This is a genomic window from Abyssibacter profundi (assembly GCF_003151135.1).
GTDB lineage: Bacteria > Pseudomonadota > Gammaproteobacteria > Nevskiales > OUC007 > Abyssibacter > Abyssibacter profundi.
Genome location: NZ_QEQK01000001.1, coordinates 194,471 through 212,641, shown reverse-complemented (window position 1 = coordinate 212,641; position 18,171 = coordinate 194,471). Strand labels below are relative to the sequence as shown.

General features: G+C 63.4%; 16 protein-coding genes. 7 read left to right on the top strand and 9 right to left on the bottom strand.

The annotated features are described in order from the left end of the window. Window positions 1–11 precede the first annotated feature (11 nt). Both DEH80_RS00975 and DEH80_RS00970 read left to right on the top strand, forming a co-directional pair. A complete protein-coding gene (locus tag DEH80_RS00975) occupies window positions 12–821 on the top strand; it encodes a BPSS1780 family membrane protein (RefSeq protein ID WP_109718599.1) in 810 nt (269 codons plus the stop codon). Then, on the top strand, window positions 802–1,536 hold the full coding sequence (locus DEH80_RS00970) for a methyltransferase family protein (protein WP_207774368.1): 735 nt from the start codon (window positions 802–804) through the stop codon (window positions 1,534–1,536). The genes DEH80_RS00975 and DEH80_RS00970 overlap by 20 nt, the downstream gene beginning before the upstream one ends. A gap of 60 nt (window positions 1,537–1,596) precedes the next feature. Here DEH80_RS00970 and DEH80_RS00965 read toward each other — a convergent pair whose 3' ends face one another. Next, a complete protein-coding gene (locus DEH80_RS00965) occupies window positions 1,597–2,784 on the bottom strand; it encodes an acyl-CoA dehydrogenase family protein (RefSeq protein WP_109718598.1) in 1,188 nt (395 codons plus the stop codon). Between the two features lie 247 nt (window positions 2,785–3,031). Here DEH80_RS00965 and DEH80_RS00960 point away from each other — a divergent pair, with 247 nt between their 5' ends. The 3 genes from DEH80_RS00960 to DEH80_RS00950 all read left to right on the top strand — a co-directional run bounded on the left by DEH80_RS00960 (window position 3,032) and on the right by DEH80_RS00950 (window position 4,950). After that, entirely contained in the window at window positions 3,032–3,535 is a 504-nt protein-coding gene (locus DEH80_RS00960; protein ID WP_165831213.1) for a sigma-70 family RNA polymerase sigma factor, read from the top strand. Beyond that, window positions 3,532–4,230, top strand: coding sequence for a DUF3379 family protein (locus DEH80_RS00955; RefSeq protein WP_109718596.1), 699 nt, complete (start codon window positions 3,532–3,534; stop codon window positions 4,228–4,230). The genes DEH80_RS00960 and DEH80_RS00955 overlap by 4 nt, the downstream gene beginning before the upstream one ends. A 108-nt stretch (window positions 4,231–4,338) precedes the next feature. After that, complete coding sequence (locus tag DEH80_RS00950) at window positions 4,339–4,950, top strand: class I SAM-dependent methyltransferase (RefSeq protein WP_109718595.1); 612 nt, start codon at window positions 4,339–4,341, stop codon at window positions 4,948–4,950. Here DEH80_RS00950 and DEH80_RS00945 read toward each other — a convergent pair. Together DEH80_RS00945 and DEH80_RS00940 are read right to left on the bottom strand one after the other, a co-directional pair. Beyond that, a complete protein-coding gene (locus DEH80_RS00945) occupies window positions 4,947–6,236 on the bottom strand; it encodes an MFS transporter (protein WP_207774366.1) in 1,290 nt (429 codons plus the stop codon). The genes DEH80_RS00950 and DEH80_RS00945 overlap by 4 nt on opposite strands. A 75-nt stretch (window positions 6,237–6,311) precedes the next feature. After that, a complete protein-coding gene (locus DEH80_RS00940) occupies window positions 6,312–6,986 on the bottom strand; it encodes a rhomboid family intramembrane serine protease (RefSeq protein WP_109718593.1) in 675 nt (224 codons plus the stop codon). A 173-nt stretch (window positions 6,987–7,159) separates the two neighbouring features. On the opposite strand from DEH80_RS00940, the gene DEH80_RS00935 reads away from it, so the two are divergent. Together DEH80_RS00935 and DEH80_RS00930 are read left to right on the top strand one after the other, a co-directional pair. After that, entirely contained in the window at window positions 7,160–8,527 is a 1,368-nt protein-coding gene (locus tag DEH80_RS00935) for a pyridoxal-phosphate dependent enzyme (protein WP_109718592.1), read from the top strand. Window positions 8,528–8,535: 8 nt separating this feature from the next. After that, window positions 8,536–9,717 (top strand): cystathionine gamma-synthase, encoded by a 1,182-nt coding sequence (locus tag DEH80_RS00930; protein WP_243412719.1) that lies wholly within the window; start codon window positions 8,536–8,538, stop codon window positions 9,715–9,717. Here DEH80_RS00930 and DEH80_RS00925 read toward each other — a convergent pair. From DEH80_RS00925 to DEH80_RS17665, 6 genes are all read right to left on the bottom strand, one after another. Further along, the gene (locus DEH80_RS00925; protein ID WP_165831212.1) at window positions 9,714–10,511 is read right to left on the bottom strand and encodes a glutaminyl-peptide cyclotransferase; all 798 of its coding nucleotides are present in this window, start codon (window positions 10,509–10,511) and stop codon (window positions 9,714–9,716) included. The two genes, DEH80_RS00930 and DEH80_RS00925, sit on opposite strands and share 4 nt — an antisense overlap. After that, window positions 10,511–11,215, bottom strand: coding sequence for an HAD family hydrolase (locus DEH80_RS00920; protein ID WP_109718589.1), 705 nt, complete (start codon window positions 11,213–11,215; stop codon window positions 10,511–10,513). The genes DEH80_RS00925 and DEH80_RS00920 overlap by 1 nt, the downstream gene beginning before the upstream one ends. Continuing rightward, entirely contained in the window at window positions 11,208–11,915 is a 708-nt protein-coding gene (locus tag DEH80_RS00915) for an SIMPL domain-containing protein (protein ID WP_109718588.1), read from the bottom strand. The genes DEH80_RS00920 and DEH80_RS00915 overlap by 8 nt, the downstream gene beginning before the upstream one ends. Then, a complete protein-coding gene (locus DEH80_RS00910; protein WP_165831211.1) occupies window positions 11,916–14,120 on the bottom strand; it encodes an Ig-like domain-containing protein in 2,205 nt (734 codons plus the stop codon). A 278-nt stretch (window positions 14,121–14,398) separates the two neighbouring features. Then, window positions 14,399–16,372 (bottom strand): EAL domain-containing protein, encoded by a 1,974-nt coding sequence (locus DEH80_RS00905; protein ID WP_109718586.1) that lies wholly within the window; start codon window positions 16,370–16,372, stop codon window positions 14,399–14,401. 247 nt (window positions 16,373–16,619) lie between these two features. Beyond that, window positions 16,620–18,086 carry an OmpA family protein gene (locus tag DEH80_RS17665; RefSeq protein WP_279323108.1) on the bottom strand — a complete coding sequence of 489 codons (1,467 nt, stop codon included), beginning with the start codon at window positions 18,084–18,086 and terminating at the stop codon, window positions 16,620–16,622. Between the last annotated feature and the right edge of the window lie 85 nt (window positions 18,087–18,171).

The following is an 18,171-nucleotide window of genomic DNA, read 5'->3' as shown; positions in this document are numbered from 1 at the left end:
ATCATGTCGCCATGAATCAATCTCTCATCGACGAGGCGCTGGAGCGCCACATCCGTCCGGCCGGCGCCGGATGGGCCTGGATACGCGACGCATGGCGCATGTTTACCCGACAGGTTGTGACCTGGTTGGTGCTGGTGGTGCTCCTGTTTCTGGTCGTATTGGGCATTGGCCTGATCCCGCTGGGCGATCTACTCACCAGCCTGCTCAGTCCCGTGCTGATGGGAGGATTGATGTTGGGCGCACACCGCCAGGCCGGCGGTGGTCGTGTCGATCTCGGCCATTTGTTTGCTGGGTTTCGGCGCCAGCTGGGTCCGCTGGTCCTGCTGGGTTTGCTGCAGTTGCTGGCGACCATTATCGGGCTGACCGTGCTAGCGGTCGTCGCCCTGCTGACAGTCGGATTGCAGGCGTTCGAGAGCCCGGAGCTGTTCTCTGATGTCACCCTGGGCAGCTGGATCTTGTTGGCTGTGGTCAGCGCCGTCTTCACGGCGGGCATGGTCATGGCGTTCTGGTTGGCGACACCGCTGGTGGCCATTGCAGGCTGCAAGCCTTGGGAATCGGTCGAGCGTTCGTTTGAGGCGGCATTGCGCAACTGGCGAGCGCTGCTAGTTTATGGCGCGGTGGTGTTGGGTTTGCTGCTCGTTGCGACCATCCCGCTGGGGCTTGGTCTGATCGTGCTGCTTCCGGTGCTCATGATCAGCAACTACACGGCCTGCGCCGACATTTTTGCGTTTGCGACTAGCCCCGCGACAGATGGGGACGCGGATCCGGAGGCCGCTGCGGCCGTGAGGGAGGAAAGACCCGATGAGCCAGACCATCGATAGCGCCAAGGCCGCTCCAGGCCTGGCGCGGCGAATGCGCCAAGTCACCGATTACATGACGCGAGATTTTCTTGGCGGACCGCGCCCCTTGAAGTTCGCCTGGGTGATTAACGCGCAAAAGGGTGGGACCTGCCTGTTCGTCGGCTTGCTGATGCTCTGGTATGGCAACAGCTCGCCGGCTGCCTGGGTTTATCTGGCCTTACATGGCACCTACGGCCTTTGCTGGATTCTCAAGGATGTGACGTTTCCCGATCCGAACTGGCAGGCCCGAGTGACTTTCGGCGGTGCGGCCATGTCCATCGTCGGCGGTTTGGGCCTTTATTGGCTGATCGCGTGGCTGCTGATCTCGGGTGTCAGCCAGCCGGTGTATCCGTTGCCTGACCATGCTTGGTTTGCCCTGTGCATTGCCCTGCACACGCTGGGCATTGCCATCATGCTGTCGGCGGATGCACAGAAGTTCTACACCCTGCGGGTGCAGCGCGGTCTGATTACCACCGGCATGTTTCGCTACATACGCCATCCCAACTATCTCGGCGAGATGATGATTTACGGGAGCTACGCCCTGCTGGTCTGGCACTGGCTGCCGGTCGTCATCCTCGCGTGGATTTGGATCGGAATCTTTGCCGTGAACATGGTGCTCAAGGAGGCGTCCATGTCGCGTTATCCGGAATGGGCAGCGTATAAGCGTCGCACCGGTTGGTTGTTGCCGGGGCTTTGACAGCTGGTCCGGTACGAACAAGGGCGGCCTCGGCCGCCCTTGTTCGTTATGCAATCGGTGTCAGGCGGCCTGGTCCGCAGGCTTGGTTGATGTCGGCTTGCGGCTGGGCAGGGTGCCCATGAGCTTGCAGATAATGCCCAGCATGATTTCATCGGCGCCGCCTCCGATGGAGACCAGGCGTGAATCCCGGTAGGCGCGGGCAATGCGGTTCTCCCACATAAAGCCCTGTCCTCCCCAGAATTGCAGGCAGGCGTCGGTGACCTCGCGCGACACCCGGCCCGCCTTGAGCTTGCACATGGAAGCCAGCATCGAGGCGTCCCGACCATTGATGTAATCCTCGGTGGCCTGCATGGTCAGTGCCTTGAGGCTTTCGATCTCGGTCTTGAGCTCGGCCAGGCGAAAGTGAACGTACTGGTTATCGAGCACGGATTGCCCGAATGCCTTGCGGCTACGGGCGTACTCGATGGTTTCGTCGAGGTTGTTCTCCAGACCCTCGATCGCCGTGGCGGCCCCAAACAGGCGTTCTTCCTGGAACTGCAGCATCTGATACATGAAGCCCATGCCTTCCTGGCCGATCAGGTTGCGCTGAGGGACACGAACATTGTCGAGGAAGATCATGGCGGTGTCTGAGGAGCGCATGCCCAGCTTGTCCAGCTTGGTCTGTCGGTCCACGCCCTTGGCATCCAGCGGCACGACGACCAGCGACTTGTTCTTATGCGCCTTGCCCTCACCGGTGTTGACCAGCATGCAGGCCCAGTCCGACTGCGTGCCGTTGGTAATCCACATTTTGGAGCCGTTGATGACATAGTCGCCGCCATCCTTGGTGGCGGTGGTTTTGATGCTGGCCACATCGGAACCTGCGCCGGCCTCGGAGACGGCGATGGAGACCACTTGCTCGCCGGCGATGGCGGGGGCTAGGTACTCGTTACGCAGTTCATCCGAACCGAAGCGAGCCAGGGCCGGTGTGGCCATGTCGGTTTGGACGCCAATGGCCATGGGCAGGGAGCCGCAGTGGCATCGTCCCAGCGCCATCGCGAACATGAGCTCGTAGGAATAATCCAGGCCCATGCCGCCATATTCGGTGGGCTTGTTCACCCCGAGCAGCCCCAGGTCACCCATCCGCTTCAGGACATCATGGGCTGGCCAGATACCGGCGGCCTCCCATTCCTCAATGTGGGGGTTAAGCTCGTCCTCCACGAACTTGACGACGGTTCGGTGCAGTTCCTTATGCTCATGGGTAAGTTTCATTACTGGTGTCTCCTCGCTAACAGATGCGCTTTCGCTGCTACATTTCATCTCATTCTGTTGCAGTCGATTGCCGGGTGCAACGCTCATCGAAGATGCGGTGCGGTAATGTAAATTACGGTTTGACCGCGACACCTGACAAAACACGGCCCCGCAATGGGTCTACTGTGTCATCGCCATTCGACGGAGCCGCTACGATGCCGACCGTTCTTCCGCCATGCTCGCGGCAACGACGCCCGCAGCCGTTGTCATGAGTCGTTCTCGCCGAGAGTTCGCCGCCCTGGTCGACGCCTATGCGCAAGACCTTTATCGCTATGCGTACTGGCTTTGTCGTGACGCCCATACGGCCGAAGACCTGGTTCAGGACACGCTGCTGCGGGCGTGGAGGGCGTTTGACAAATTGCAGGACGTGAAGGCGGCACGGGCCTGGTTGATCACGACTGTTCGGCGCGAGCACCTGCGTCGGTTCGAGCGGTTTCAACCGACGACGGTGGATGTGGACGAGATGGAGTATCTCCCCGCACTGCCCAGCGACGACATCGCCGCCGCCGACGAAATCCAGGCGCGCATGGCGGCTTTGTCTGTCGCCGATCGGGAGGCCTTGCTGCTGCAGGCCGGCTACGGCTACACCCTCAAAGAAATCGCAGAAATTATGGACACCACCCCGGCCGCTGTAGGCAACCGCGTATACCGCGCCCGGCAGCGGCTGTTGCAGGCCGATGCCTCGTCATCGCGCCAGGAGGAGCAGGCATGAACTGTTTCGATGCGCGCCGCGCTTTACTAACCGACCCCGCCCGGTTGCCGGAACCCATTGCCGATCATGTCAGCCAATGCCGTCGCTGTGCTCGCGAAGCGGCACAGATCCGACGGTTGGATCGGCGGGTGGCCGAAGTGGCCCGGGTGCCGGTGCCCGAGGGGTTGAATGACCGCTTGAAGATGGCCGGCCCGCAGCCAATGCGGCGCCGCCTGCTGCCCTGGGGCGGCGGTGCGGCGCTGGCCGCATCGCTGCTCCTGGCCTGGGTCGTGGTGGGGTGGTCTCCATCGAGTACCGTGTCGGCCAGTGAATGGATGAATTCAATGGTTGCGCATACGGTGTACGACGCGGCCCATGAACTGACGCCAGACCCGGCGGCCGCCCAGGATTTCGAGCGTGTGCTGCGCCGTCTGGGCGGGCAGATCGCCGCTGTGCCCGACGGGATTACCCGCGCGGGCTATTGCGTGTTGGAGGGCCGCGGCGCATTGCATGCCGTGATCGAGCGCGCCGGCCAACGATTGGTGGTCTATGTCATTCCCGGTGTCGCCACACAGTCCATGCTGGTGCGCATGCAGGGCTGGGAGGGCGAGCTGTTATCGGCGCAGGGTGCAACGGTTGCGGTGCTGGGTCAGCAGTCTGACCCGGCGATCGAAGCCCTTGTGCAATCCCTGGCCGCCGCCGTGCAGTGGTCCTGAGCCGCGGCGCGTCCCTGGCGTCGAGAGGATTCCGCGCCGCGTGAATCCGTGGGCAGAGCGCCTGCGCTACGCTGTCCTCCTCACTGACGCCTGGGGCCCGGTCCGATCATGTACGAGCGCTGGATACTTCCCTACCTGCTGGATGGGGCCTGCGGGATCAAAGCAATCCGCCGACAGCGGCAGAAAGTGGTGCCCCAAGCGCATGGGCGGGTGCTTGAAATCGGCATCGGCACGGGGCTGAACCTCGAGCATTACCAGCGCCACCGGATACGGAGCCTGCATGGGTTGGATCCTTCGGTGGCGATGCACCGGCTGGCCCGAAAGCGTATGCGTGAGGCCGGTCTGGATGTCACCCTCGTGCCGCTGTCCGCCGAATCCATTCCAGAACCCGACCACAGCTTCGACACCGTGGTCTGCACCTACACGCTGTGCACGATCCCTGACCCGGTGGCTGCCCTGATCGAAATGAGACGGGTGCTCAAGCCCGAGGGTCAGCTCCTGTTCTGCGAGCATGGGCAGGCACCTGATCGCGGCGTGTCACGTTGGCAACGTCGTCTCAACCCCCTCTGGCGACCGATGGCCGGGGGCTGTCACCTGGATCGCCGCATTCCCGAGTTACTGGATGCAGCGAAGTTCAGTATCGAGCAGCTGGATCAGATGTATCTGCCCGGCCCGAGGGTCCTGACCTACAACTATTGGGGTGTTGCCAAGCCGGTCTAGTCTTCGATTTCCGGAAGTCGCACCGCGACGATCGAGGCAATGATGGAGCCCGTGCCGAACATCAGCACCATACCGCTCGCGCCCAACCAGGGCTCCAACAGGCTCAGCGAACCGCCAGCCAGCAGGAGCAGTCCGATCAGCGTGTTGCTCACGGCGGTATAGGCCGCTCGGCTCTCCTGCGTGGCCATGTCGATTAAATAGGTACTGCGGCCCAGGCGGACGCCACTGTGTGCCAGCGCCAGCACGAAGTAGAAACCGGCGAACAACAGGCTGTGCTGCCAGCCGATGTGCACGGCCGCGAACAAGCCCACGCAGGCGGCGCCGGCGATCCAGCCCGCGCGGATCAGCACACGCCGGCTGGAGATGTCCGACTGATGCCCCCACACCGGGCCTCCGAGCAGATTGGCCGCGCCCACGGCAAGCAGCAGACCCCCCAGGTCTCTGAAATCCGTGCCGCCGGTCTCCCGGGCGGTGACGACCATGAACGGGGCGGCAAATGCCGTGGACAGAAACAGGGCACGGGTGATGACGAACTGGCGGAACTGAGCATCACTGCGCAGCAGCCCGAGCTGGCGGAAGGCTTCCTGCCCGGCATTGCCACCGCCCGCCGTCTGACCGCGTTCCTCGATGACCAACCCATACGCCAGGGCCGCGCCCAGCCAGAGTCCACCGGCGCCCAGCAGCAGTGCGGCCAGATAGCCCAGATGTTCTCCGCCGGATAGCAGCCCGGATGCACCGATGACCAACGCCGCGCCCCCGGCAGCGGATGAGGCATAGCCTGACGCCTTGCCCCGGGTCCGACGCGAGACGGTCTTTCCCTGGACATCCTTGATCGCGACAGAACAGACGCCGCGAGCCAGGCTGAAAATGACCAGCAGACCGAGCAGGGCCCAGCCCGCGGTCGCGCCCTGCAGCATCAGCGCGACGCCCGCCATGGCCACCATGCAGGCGCCCTGGACGGCGCTGCCTCCCACCCAGAACCATTTGCGAATGGCGTGGCTGCGAATCCAGGCGGCGACGAACAACTGTGGGATCAGCGCCAGTGATTCGCGGATAGGGACCGTTAGGCCGGCCATGAAAGCCGGCGCACCGACCGCGCCGAGTACCCACACCAGCACCAGTTTGGCGCTCCCCAGGTGATCCCCGGTCTTGGTCGCCGAGAGCGCGATCACGTGGATGAGAAAGTTGCGTGGCAGGTGTTTGCAGGCAGCGTCCGGGACGTCCTTGCACACGCGAGCGTCTTCTTCTCCGATTAGCATTTCGTAGACGGATCGATCCGGTTCCAAGTGTTTGCTCCCTGCCTGCCGTGGCCGAGAGTCTGCCATGTCGGGCGCCGGCCTGAGCACCCTGCGCAAGGGGGCTTACCGGGCCGGCCGCCGCGGCACGAACGCGAAGACGAGCAGGAGACCCGCGACGAAACCACCGATATGCGCACGAAAGGCCACGCCCCCGCCCGTGCCGCCGGACAGCGCCTCGGAGAGCAACTGCATGGCAAACCACAGCCCGAGTACGGCCACGGCGGGCAGCCGCGTGACGTGTAGATAAAAGCCCAGCGGAATCACCACGGTGACGCGGGCCTGAGGAAACAAGACCAGGTAGGCGCCGAGCACGCCGGAAATCGCACCACTGGCCCCGACCATGGGAATGGTGGAGCCCGGTGCCGGCAGCGCCTGGGCCAGCGCGGCTGCCACCCCGCAGAGCAGATAGAACAGCAGAAATCGACCGTGGCCCATGCGGTCTTCGACGTTGTCGGAAAAGATCCACAAATACAACAAGTTGCCGAGTAGGTGCATCCATCCGCCGTGCAGGAACATCGACGTGAAGACGGTCAGCAAGGCGGGGACTGTGGCGACCTCGGGCGGCAGCACGGCGCCCTGGAGCAGCCGCGCCGGGATAAGGCCGTATCCGAAGATCGCCTGCTGCACGGCCGGGCCCAGCGACCATTCCCAGAGGAAGACCACCACGCAGACGGCGATGAACAGCCAGGTCAGCAGCGGGGGGCGGCGTGCGGGATTGTCGTCGCGGATCGGAATCATGGGCCAAATGCGTGGAGCAGTCCGGGGTCAGCCCGGACGAACCCAAGGGGTCAAGGTGCGTCGTGCACCTCGCGTGGATTTTCCCTAGTGTAGGCGGCATGACGCGACCGCTGGGTCCGGGCGGAGGTCACCGCCCCCGAGTGCCGGTTGCGCGCACAACAAAAGGAGACAGTATGAGCATACCTCGCTCCGTGCTGGACCAGATTGGTCGCACGCCGATGCTGGAGGTGCAGGGCTTTGACACGGGTCCCTGCCGCCTCTTCGTCAAACTGGAAAATCAGAATCCGACCGGGTCGATCAAGGACCGGATCGGTTTGTCGCTGGTCGCTGCAGCGGAACGTGATGGCCTGATCGCGCCGGGAGGCACGCTAATCGAAGCCACAGCGGGTAATACCGGGCTGGGGCTCGCGCTGGTCGCCGCGCAAAAGGGTTACAAGCTACTGCTGGTTGTGCCCGACAAGATGGCACAGGAGAAGATCTTCCACCTCAAGGCCCTGGGCGCAGATGTGCGCATTACTCGGTCGGATGTCGGCAAGGGTCATCCCGAGTATTACCAGGACATTGCCGAGCGCTTGGCGGCGGAGATGCCTAACAGTTTCTACGTCAATCAGTTCGGCAATCCGGCCAACCCCCATGCCCATGAGACGACGACAGGCCCCGAGATCTGGGAGCAGATGGCCGGTGATGTCGATGCCGTGGTTTGCGGCGTGGGCTCGGGTGGCACCATTACCGGGCTGACCCGGTACTTTCGCCAGGTTAGCCCGGACACCCGCATGGTGCTGGCCGACCCCGAGGGATCGGTGCTGGTCGACTATGTACGCACGGGGGCCTACGGAGAGGCCGGTAGCTGGCTGATCGAAGGTATTGGCGAAGACTTTATCCCGCCGATTTGCGACCTGAGCGCCGTGCACGCCGCCTACAGCATTTCGGACGCGGAAAGCCTGCAGACGGCCCGGGCTCTACTTCGCAAATGCGGCGTGCTGGGCGGGTCTTCGACGGGGACGCTGCTGGCGGGGGCACTGCGCTACTGCCGGGAGCAGACCCGGCCACAGCGCGTGGTGACCTTCGTCTGCGACAGCGGAAACAAATACCTGTCGAAGATGTACAACGATTTCTGGATGTTCGACCAGGGTCTGCTCGGACGTGAGCAAACAGGCAACCTGCTGGACTTGATTGCGCGGCGTTATGCCGACGGATCCGCGGTGACGGTCCGTGAGGACGATACGCTCATCCAGGCCTACCGCCGGATGAAGTTGGACGATGTGTCACAACTGCCTGTCATGCAGGACGATCGACTGGTTGGCATCATCGACGAGTCGGACATTTTGATGGCGGTGCACCGGGATCCCAACCGGTTCGAAGCGGCGGTCGCGTCTGCGATGGTCACCGAACTGGAGACCGTTGACGTGCATGCCGAGCTCGATGAGCTGCTGCCACTGTTCGACCGCGGGCGCGTGGCCATTGTCGAGCAAGCGGGTGAGTTCGTCGGCCTGATCACCAAGATCGACGTGCTCAATTATCTGCGACACCGCATTCAATAGGACCTGACGTGAACAAACTTCGCACACTGGCGCTGGCCACACGGGCCATACACGGTGGCCAGCACCCCGATCCGGTGACCGGCGCCGTGATGCCGCCGATCTCTCAATCTTCGACCTACGTGCAATCGGGGCCGGGTGAGCATCAGGGGTTCGAGTACTCCCGGTCACACAACCCGACGCGCTATGCCTATGAACGGGCTGTTGCGAGCCTGGAAGAGGGCCGGGCAGCTTTCGGATTTGCCTCCGGGTTGGCCGCGATGGCCTCGGTGCTTGATCTATTGCCGGCCGGCAGCCATGTCGTGGCATCGGATGACCTTTACGGTGGCAGCTACCGTCTGTTCAATGCGGTTCGCCAGCGGTCTGCCGGGTTGGAGATCAGCCACGTCGACATGCGTGATATGAACGCGCTACGTGAAGCCATCCGCCCCGAGACCGGGTTGATCTGGGTGGAAACACCCACGAACCCGCTGTTGCGCCTGGCAGACCTGGAGGCCATTGCCGCCCTGGCCCGCGAGCGGGGCATTCTGAGTTGTGTCGACAACACCTTCGCCACGCCGATGCTTCAGCAGCCGCTGACGGTTGGCTTTGATCTGGTGCTTCACTCCGCAACCAAGTATCTCGCGGGTCATTCCGATGTGGTGTCGGGGGTGGTGGTGGTGGGCGACGATGCCGAGCTGGAGGACCGGCTACGTTTTGTGCAGAACGCGGTCGGCGCGGTGGCGGGGCCCTTCGACAGCTACCTCGTGCTGCGGGGCATTAAGACTTTGGCCCTGCGCATGCAGCGGCATTGCGAGAATGCGGGCACCCTGGCGGATTGGTTGTCCCGGCAGGCTGGCGTTCGCACGGTGCATTACCCCGGGCTGGCGTCACATCCCCAGCATGCGCTTGCGAAACGCCAAATGAGCGGATTCGGCGGCATGATTTCGGTGGAGATCGCCGGTGGCCTGCCGGCGGCACGCGCCTTTCTCCAAGCCACGTCGCTGTTCCAGCTGGCCGAGTCCCTGGGCGGTGTCGAAAGCCTGATCGAGCATCCCGGCATCATGACCCATGCCAGCGTGCCTGCCGACCAGCGTGAGCAGCTGGGGATCGGTGATGGATTGGTGCGACTGTCCGTCGGCATTGAGGCCGTGGACGACCTGCAGGCTGATCTGCAGCAGGCGCTGCATGCGGCGGCACAGGCTGTCGGCTAGGGCATGCCTTGGGGCGCGCGCTCCGGGCGGCGCAGGCGGGTCGGGACTTCGATTTCATAAAGCGTGCCCCAACGCTTGCCGGTGACGAACAGGCGTTGGGGCGTCTCCAGCCACGCGATGCCATTCAGGGTGCTGCCCGGATGGGCTGGGGTGTTGGCATCGAGATGGCTTAAGTCCAGCCATTCGACGACCCGGCCGCTTTCCGGCGCGATGATGGCAATGCGACGGGTCTGCCAGACGTTGGCCAGCAGGTGGCCCCGGACCCATTCCAGCTCGTTGAGTCTGCGCACGGGTTGCCCACCATCGGTGACACGAAGGCGCCGAATCGGGGTGAAGTCCTCGGTCTCGTGCCAGGTCAGCGTCTCGCTGCCGTCGCTGCGAATCAGCGCCTGCCCGTCAAAGGTCAGCCCCCAACCCTCCCCGCGATAAGACCACTGGTTCAGCAGCCGGCCGTGGCGGGACCAGACCAGCGCACGCCCTGCTTGCCAGGTCAGCTGAACCAGCCGGTGATCAGCGGTGATCGCAAGCCCTTCGCCAAACAGCCGGGGGGACAGCGGAATGCGGCGTTCGACACGCCCGGAGGCCAGATCGACCCAGCGCAGCTCCGAGCGGCCTCGCTGACCGGTGCTCTCCAGCAATTGTTCGCCATGAAAGACCAAGCCCTGGGTGAAGGCATCCCGATCATGTGGATACGTGGCCACGACCTCAGGTTGGGTCATCGGCGCGCGATCAGCCGCAGCCGCCATGCCCAGGACCAAGCTCAGGCCGGTCGCCAGCAGCCATCGACCGCGCATCAGGCGTCCAGCTGGTCTGCCAGCTCGTTCAGACATCCCACCGCAACGGGTGCCTGGGCAGTGATCGGCCAGGCGCCTTGCCCGCGATTCAGCCAGGTGGCCTGGAACCCGGCAGCGCGAGCGCCCAGCACATCGGCATCGGGGTGGTCGCCCACGTGAAGAATGGCGGCGGGTGGAAGCTGCAGATAATCTGCGGTGTGCGCGAAGATGCGCGGGTCCGGTTTCGCGCAGCCGACCTCACGGGCGTACACCGTGTGCTCCAGGTGTTCCAGGCCGCCGGTGGGTGCAGGGCGGCCATTCCCATTGGTGAGCCCGATCAGACGATAGCGCGCCGCCAGCCGCGCCAGCCCGGTGGCGACATCTTCGTAGCATGTGACTGTATTGCGGGCTTCATAAAAGACCTCGAAGGCCTCGGTGGCGCGCTCCGGTGGTTCACCCACCGAATCCAGCAGGACACGAATCATCTTGATCCGCAGCGCTGTCATGTCGTGCATGAGCTCGGGGTTGGCTTCGCCCACCCGCTGACGCACCGCGTGCAGGCCGGCGTCGTCATACCGTTCGAGTACGGCGGGCGCATGGGCTTCAAACCACTGTTTCAGGACGCGTTCGGCCCGATGAATCACGGGCTCGATGGGCCAGAGTGTGTCATCAAAATCGAAGCTAATGGCCTGGATGTGCTGCACTTGCAGCCTGGTTTCAGTCATCGATGAGCTGATACTCGAGCGTGGAGACCACCCGAATATGCTTGATTTCCGGCGAGTGCGCGTCGCGGTCGGTAATGGTGAACAGGCCTTGGCGCGCGCGTAGTAGCCGACCGACCTTGGCCCCGGAATCCTCAGCGAACCGGGCGGCGGCCTGGCGACCGTTGCGGGTGGCCTCGGCGATCATGTCCGGTTTGATGGCGTTGAGTTCGGTGAACAGGAACTGGGTTTGCGCGCCCCACTGATGCATTAACACCACGCCGGCACGGACCAGCTCGCCCGCCTGTTGCTGGGCCTGACGCAGGGCTGCGAGTTGGCTCGTCCGCAGCAACACCGTGGCCTCGGCGGTGTAGCGACTCCCGCGGACGGCGCCGCCGTTCCCGTATTGCTGTGAAAGCTTGTCTGTGATGCGGGGCGCCGAGCGGGTGATGTCCTCGGCATCGAAACCCTGGTCAGCCAGAAACGCGAGTATGCGGTCGGCGTCTCGCTCGAGCAGGGTCTGGACCTGGGGCAGGTCATTGCCGGTGGCGGAATAGACCAGTGGCCAGATCGCCAGATTGGCGGGGACCTCGCGCTCGGCAAGCCCCTTGACCTCGACGTAGCGATCGGACTGTCCGATCTTGCCGAGTGCTGGGGCCAGCAGGCAGGCAGCGATCACCAGGCCGGCGGCGAGCAGGCCGCCGGCCAGGATGCGATCGCTCATTTACGGGCTCGGTTCATCCGAGTCGAAGCCGTCGCCAATCTGGCAGGCGAGAGTCAGTGCGGCCAGGGTGTCAACCGTGATGGTGCCACCGTCGATTAGAGGGTCCGTGTCGTCACCGGGCGGGTCGATGATTGCGCCCATGTCATCACGAATCGATCCCGTCACGCAGGCCGTACCTGTGACCAACGGCTGCGGTTCGACCAAGCCATCGTTGTTGACGGTGACCGGAGAGCCGAAGCCGAACCCGCCCTCAACGCAAACATCGTTCGAATTGTCCCAGGTGCCTTCGATCGGATCGTCCCAGTTGACCGGGAAGTTCGTCTCGACGAACTCGCTGCCGGGCACTGGCTGATCGTTCTCATCCAGCAGGGTGATGCTGACGGCAGCACTGAGCTGCGCCGTGGTCGCCTCAAGCACGCCGGGGATACCAATGGGCAACGTGTCTCCCAGGCCAGAGGCGATGCAGCCGTCCTCAGGCTCTGAAGTCACGACAATATTTGTGGGCAGCACACCCAGGATGGTCGCCGTGAGCGCATCGGCAAAAATGATGTCCTGCGTGACCTGATACTGGGCGCCGACGATGACATCACAGGGTGAGACACCGGCCGTTTCACACACATCGGTGGCGTTGGCGGTCAGGGTGAGGCGGCCTTCGGTTGTGTCGCCGTCACCATCGACGTCATCACCGTTTTCGATATTCGCCAGATCGGCGGTGTTGGTGATGAGTTGATCTTCTTCCGCGCGGACGAGCCAAGTAAGGTCTTCATTCTCGGTGAAGTCCTGGAAGCTACCGTCGGAGATGATGCCAAACGCGAGGAAGTCGCGTTGCAGGCCTTCGCCGACCTGAACTGGGGTGTCAGCCGCGCCGATATAGCAGGCGTCGCGAGTTGCCTGGTCATCTGAGGCGGCCGTGCCAGGGCAACGCTCACAGCGGCCCTCGCTCAGGCGATCTTCTGGACAGGTGTAGACCCCGGCGACTTCCGTCGGCAGCACGGCCACGGTGCTGAGTGAGTTCAGGCTAGGCTGGCCCGGTACGCTTGCCTGGATGTTGACCGAAGCTTCGGCTGCGCTGTCGGGAACAAAGCTACCCGGGTCCTGACAGAAGGCGGCATCAACCGCTTGGGAGGCATCGAAGGAGATGGGCGTGCCAGCTTCGGCCGTCGTGTCGGCTGTTGCTGGTGCCACGGTGACGGGGACTCCCGAAGCCTGCTTGTACCCACCGACGGTGATCAGCGTTGTGGCGTTGGCCGGAGCGATGTTGATTTCCGGGTTGCCACGTAGCGATGACGGCGGCTCGCCTGCTAGACCGGTGACGTCACGGCACAGGCCATCGGAAAATAGTCCATACACTCTGAACGGGACGGTGGTGCCGCGCGAGGTGTTTGCGCCGGCTAGGCAGGCTGTTGGTGAACCGACATCCGGGCAGAGATAGATGCTCTGCAGGACTGCATCGGTCACGAAGACAGGAATGGAATCCGAAGCCGAAGCGCCGCTGTTCTGTGTGAACGTGGCCGTAACGGCAACCCCTTCGTCGTCAAACGCTTCTCCCCAGATGCGGCCGGGGACAGGGTCGCGGCCGGCAGTGTCCAAGCCGGGGCACAGTGTCGGCGAATCTTCGGTTTCCACACAGACGGTGGACGGGTCAGCGCTCACCCAGCTCACCTCGGAGCGCAGGCACTGCGTCAGCGCTGGCAGTGGGTTGCCAGTGGTCGGGTCCTCGAAACGCGCTTCGGCACTGAGTTGACCGCTGCCATCCTGAGAAATCTCGGAGCGGGCAGTCGGGCCCGTGCAATTGCCCGTGGAGTAAACGGTGACCGAAGAGATCACGCCCGCAACAACAGACACGCGGGCAACGCCCGACTTGCCGTCCAGTGTCGCTGTGACATCAATGGCGGATGAGGTCACCGATTCACCGGATACAAGCCCGGCCGCGCTGACTGCAACGAAGCTGGTGTCGGCGCTGGACCAGCTGACCTGGCCGGTAATGTCGATCTGGGTGAAGGTGTTTCCGTCAGCAGGTGGCGTTGTATAGAAGCCAGTTGCCGTGAGCTGTCGCGTCGTGCCTTCGGCGATGCTCAGCGGAGTCGGGCTGACCGTGATTCGGTCCAGCTGCGGCGTGAAATCCGGGCTACGAACCTCGCCACTGCACGCCACGAAACTGCCGGCTGCGACAAGAACAAGTAGGGAGCGAAAAACTGACGTCATGGGGGTTCTCTCCGGCTGCCCAAGTCCTGACGAAGACATGGGTAATCGTCGTTCAGTGAAGACTAGCATGTTTACCAGGATTTCACGGTCGGCGGTGTAGGAAAACTCAGGCGATCTCGGGGTTTCTGCTGCAAACGCCACGGGTGTTGTGACGTCTGCCACAGTGATCACAAGTCCTGATAATTCACGCGCTTGCGTGGCTCATCCTGCTTGGCCGGTCCGATTCGGAACAAACCCCGGTGACCAACGGCCAGTTCGGCGCGACCGACGTGCGGTGGTTATTCCATGCCAGACGGATCGGGGCCCTTGATGTGAAAGCCCTGGACGTAGTGCACGCCCATTTGCCACAGCGCTGCCATGGTTTCGGCGTCTTCAACGCGCTGCGCAATGACTTCGACACGCTCTTCATGCGCCTTGTCGATGACCGCACGCATTTGGTTTTGACTGGGGCCAGGCTGCGAAACGGCGTGCGTGAAGGTGGCGTGCAGCTTGATGAAGTCTGGTAGCAATTCGTCCAGCAACTCGCTGGATCGCTCATCGGTGCCGAAGTAGTCAATACTGATGCCGGCGCCGAAGTGGCGGATGCCGTCGCATAATTCAATGGCCTGATCCAGCCGATTCTGCAGAAACGATTCCTGCAGATTGAAAACCAACTGACGATAGGCATCCGGTTTGCCGACCAGGCGGATGCGAAGCCATTGGAGAAAGGCCTGGGGTTGGGCGACGGTTTGTTCTGATAGCTTGACGAACAGGCGCATGTTGCCGCCTTGCTCGCGTCGACGCTGCATGAGTAGGTCGATGGCGATATCGACCACGCAGCGGTCCAGGTCAACGATGAGTCCGGTGCGCTCGGCAACCTGGATGAAATCACGTGCCTGGAATTCCTTGCCATCCTTGGATGACAAACGCAGCAAGGCGTCGTACTGCTGTTCCTCGGCGTCATCCAGTTTGAGAATGGGCATGTAGCTCAGCGAAAAACCCCCATCACGCAGTCCGGCTTCGATGCGCTTGCGCCAAGCCAAGTCCGACTTGCGGCGTTTGAGGTCGGCGTCGTCGGATTCCAGCAGCATGACCTGGCCCGGCTCCGGCGGCGCGTCGCGGAACTGCTGGGCCGTCCGGCGCAGACAAAGACTCGCATCCTCATGGAGCTCGTTGGCAAAGCCGACGGCGGCCATGCGCAGGTGCATTTGGTGGGTTTGAGTCCGGAAGATGGTGTCCGCCAGCGTTTGCATCCATTCATCTGCCGTCGCTTTCAGGCGCTGGTTCGTCGCACGTCGGTACAGGAGGATTTTGCGACCCGGGGCGACGTTATAGAGTTGGTCATCGCCGTCCAGCAGCGAGCGGAGAAAATGCTCGCAGGCCTCGATGAGCTCACCGAATTCGCTGAAGCCCAATTCTGCTTCCAGGGCTTCGGTTTCGAGAATGCGCAGGTCGAGCAGGCCAAGCACGTCGGTCGAGCCATCGTGGGCAGCGTGGTTTGCTTCCGCGATCAATCGGGCACGGACCCCCATCTGGGGCTCGCTGCGTTCACGATTGGGGGTTCCGACCAACTCCACGCAGGCATCGCCATCACGCTCTATCCGCCGCAGCGCCACCCGAAGCGGCCGGCCACGACTGCCAGCGAACTGGATATTCAGTTCTGCCGACGTGAGCTTGCCCTTGAGCAGCGCGGCGAGGGTGTCGCGCATCTCGAGCTGGTGGGCCGGGTCGATCAGGTCCAGCAGCGGAAGCGCTTCGGGTTCGGACTCGTCAACCAGTTGCGCAAACGGTTCGTTGGCCTCGATGACCACACCATCGCTGATGAGCGCAATGGCCACGCCCATGTCCCGTAGCAGCACGCGTTGCTGCGCCTGGAGCAGGCGGGTTTCCTGTTCACGCTGGGCCAGGCTGCGCCGGGTCTTGGCGTAAGCGATTTCTCTGGCCAAGACAAAGGCCAGGGTGTCGGGTTGGTTGGACCGTAGCCAGTCGCGGGCGTCGTGGGCGAGCAGGGTGTCGGCCACAGGCGCATCGTCTGGCCCGTCGAGCAGCAGCACCGACAGCATGGGGTCGGTCGCACGGGCGGTTTCGCACCAGGCGACCGTGTCAATCTCCAGCGACGGATCAATGATCAGCAGCAGAGGATGCTCGCTGCGAATGCAAACCGTCAGATCATCATCCACACGACGCTGCAACACGTAGATGGACACGCCTCGGTTGCGCAGTTCTCGCTGGATGAGCTGTCCGACATCGGGGTCGCTGGCCAGTAGCAGCACACGAGCGGATCCGGCTTCTTGCTCGGCCTCGTGCAGGCCGGTTGCGACATCTGAAAGGCTGGAAAGACTGATGGGGCTGCTACTCCGATCCGGGTGCCGGACGCTGCCGCTGACCGCGATCCCGTGCGTGATCGTGACGGGCCGGTCCAGGCCCGCCCTGGTGGTCGGGCAATGCTCAGGCAGATGGTGCCCAAAAAAAAGCCCGGGTGGAAGTCACCCGGGCTGGTGTTGCAACGTGGCCTGGTGGCTATTCGGCCAGGCGCAGTTCCACGCGACGGTTGCGGGCGCGGCCCTCTTCCGTGTCATTGGTGGCGATCGGTTGGGTCTCGCCATAGCCGTTGGAGATCAGGTTGTCCGGGCTGACGCCTTTGCTGATCAGATAGCTACGGACCGAGGCTGCGCGCTCCTGCGACAGTTTCTGGTTGTAGGCGGCAGAACCGATGGAGTCCGTGTGGCCGGCGATCTCGGCTTTGACGTCCACCTGATCGCGTAGCGACTTGGCCACGCGATCCAGGATCGTTCTGGCGTCGGGCCGCAGGGTGGCCTTGTTGAACTCGAAGTGCACGCCGTCGAGGATCAGTTCCTGATTGCGGATCGGGCAGCCGGTCTTGTCGACCTCCAGCCCCGGCAGCGTGTTGGGGCACAGGTCATCCTTGTTCAGCACGCCGTCGCCATCCAGATCCAGCGAGCAGCCCCGCTCGTTGACGGCCACGCCCGGTGCGGTGTTGGGGCAATCGTCCTTGTAATCGGGGACGCCATCGCCATCGGTGTCGAACGCACAGCCAAAGCGATCCACCGGCACGCCCTGCGGCGTATTCGGGCACTTGTCCTGCGCGTCCGTCACGCCATCGCCATCGGAGTCCAGCGGGCAACCGTTGCGGTCCACCGGCACACCCAGCGGGGTGTTGGGGCACTTATCGCGGAAGTCCGGAACACCATCGCCGTCGGCATCCAGCGGGCAGCCGTCATTGTCGACCGGTACACCGCGCGGGGTGCCGGGGCACTTGTCGCGGAAGTCGGGTACGCCGTCGCCGTCGGAATCCACGGCGCAACCGCGCTCATCAACCAGCACGCCGGGGGGCGTGTTGGGGCAGGCGTCGAAGCGGTCGGCAACGCCATCGCCATCGGCATCCGGCGGCGGTGGTGGCCAGGTGCCGATGCGGTAGAGCAGGCCCAGTGTGGCGCGGTAGGTGTAGAAGTCGTCTTCAACCAGCACGCCTTCTTCATCGATATGGTCAACGAGGTACTGCCCTTCAAGGCGCAGGTCCAGGTTGTTGTTCAGGCGGAACATGATGCCGCCGCCGCCGTTGTACGACAGCCCGGACACCTCTTCGCCCAGGAAGTTGATGCTGTGCAGGCCAGCGCCCAACAGCCCGTAGAAGCGGGCGCGGCGCGAGTCATTCAGGAACAGCATGAAATGACCGCCAGCAACCAGCCGCTCGTAGGTTGAGCTGATGCGGTCGACCTCGACCTCGCCGTAGCTGGCGAAGGCCTCGACCGCCGTGCGGTGGCCGATGAACTTGCCCCCGGTCAGCATGACCGAGCCGCCGTTGTCCTGATCGTCACTGTCGGTGACCAGGAAGCCGGCGCTACCGGACAGGAAATAGCGATCATCGAAACCGATGTCATACTCCTGCGCGGTCGCGCTCATGGGGACGGCTGCAGCGGCAGCCACGGCGCAGGCGCCGACGTATCGGCAAAAACGAGTAATCATCCGGAAAGGCTCCCTCGGGTGAATGCAATCCATTTGCAGACTAGCCACCAAGCTAGTCTAGGGAAGCCTTGCGGGACTGTCACGG

Coding starts and splice junctions, on each gene's coding strand:
- DEH80_RS00925 (WP_165831212.1), bottom strand. CDS start 10,511: ATGCGCGGTCGATGGCTGCTGGCGACCGGCCTGAGCTTGGTCCTGGGC.
- DEH80_RS00950 (WP_109718595.1), top strand. CDS start 4,339: ATGTACGAGCGCTGGATACTTCCCTACCTGCTGGATGGGGCCTGCGGG.
- DEH80_RS00955 (WP_109718596.1), top strand. CDS start 3,532: ATGAACTGTTTCGATGCGCGCCGCGCTTTACTAACCGACCCCGCCCGG.
- DEH80_RS00920 (WP_109718589.1), bottom strand. CDS start 11,215: ATGACTGAAACCAGGCTGCAAGTGCAGCACATCCAGGCCATTAGCTTC.
- DEH80_RS00960 (WP_165831213.1), top strand. CDS start 3,032: ATGAGTCGTTCTCGCCGAGAGTTCGCCGCCCTGGTCGACGCCTATGCG.
- DEH80_RS00975 (WP_109718599.1), top strand. CDS start 12: ATGAATCAATCTCTCATCGACGAGGCGCTGGAGCGCCACATCCGTCCG.
- DEH80_RS17665 (WP_279323108.1), bottom strand. CDS start 18,086: ATGATTACTCGTTTTTGCCGATACGTCGGCGCCTGCGCCGTGGCTGCC.
- DEH80_RS00935 (WP_109718592.1), top strand. CDS start 7,160: ATGAGCATACCTCGCTCCGTGCTGGACCAGATTGGTCGCACGCCGATG.
- DEH80_RS00970 (WP_207774368.1), top strand. CDS start 802: ATGAGCCAGACCATCGATAGCGCCAAGGCCGCTCCAGGCCTGGCGCGG.
- DEH80_RS00965 (WP_109718598.1), bottom strand. CDS start 2,784: ATGAAACTTACCCATGAGCATAAGGAACTGCACCGAACCGTCGTCAAG.
- DEH80_RS00915 (WP_109718588.1), bottom strand. CDS start 11,915: ATGAGCGATCGCATCCTGGCCGGCGGCCTGCTCGCCGCCGGCCTGGTG.
- DEH80_RS00940 (WP_109718593.1), bottom strand. CDS start 6,986: ATGATTCCGATCCGCGACGACAATCCCGCACGCCGCCCCCCGCTGCTG.
- DEH80_RS00910 (WP_165831211.1), bottom strand. CDS start 14,120: ATGACGTCAGTTTTTCGCTCCCTACTTGTTCTTGTCGCAGCCGGCAGT.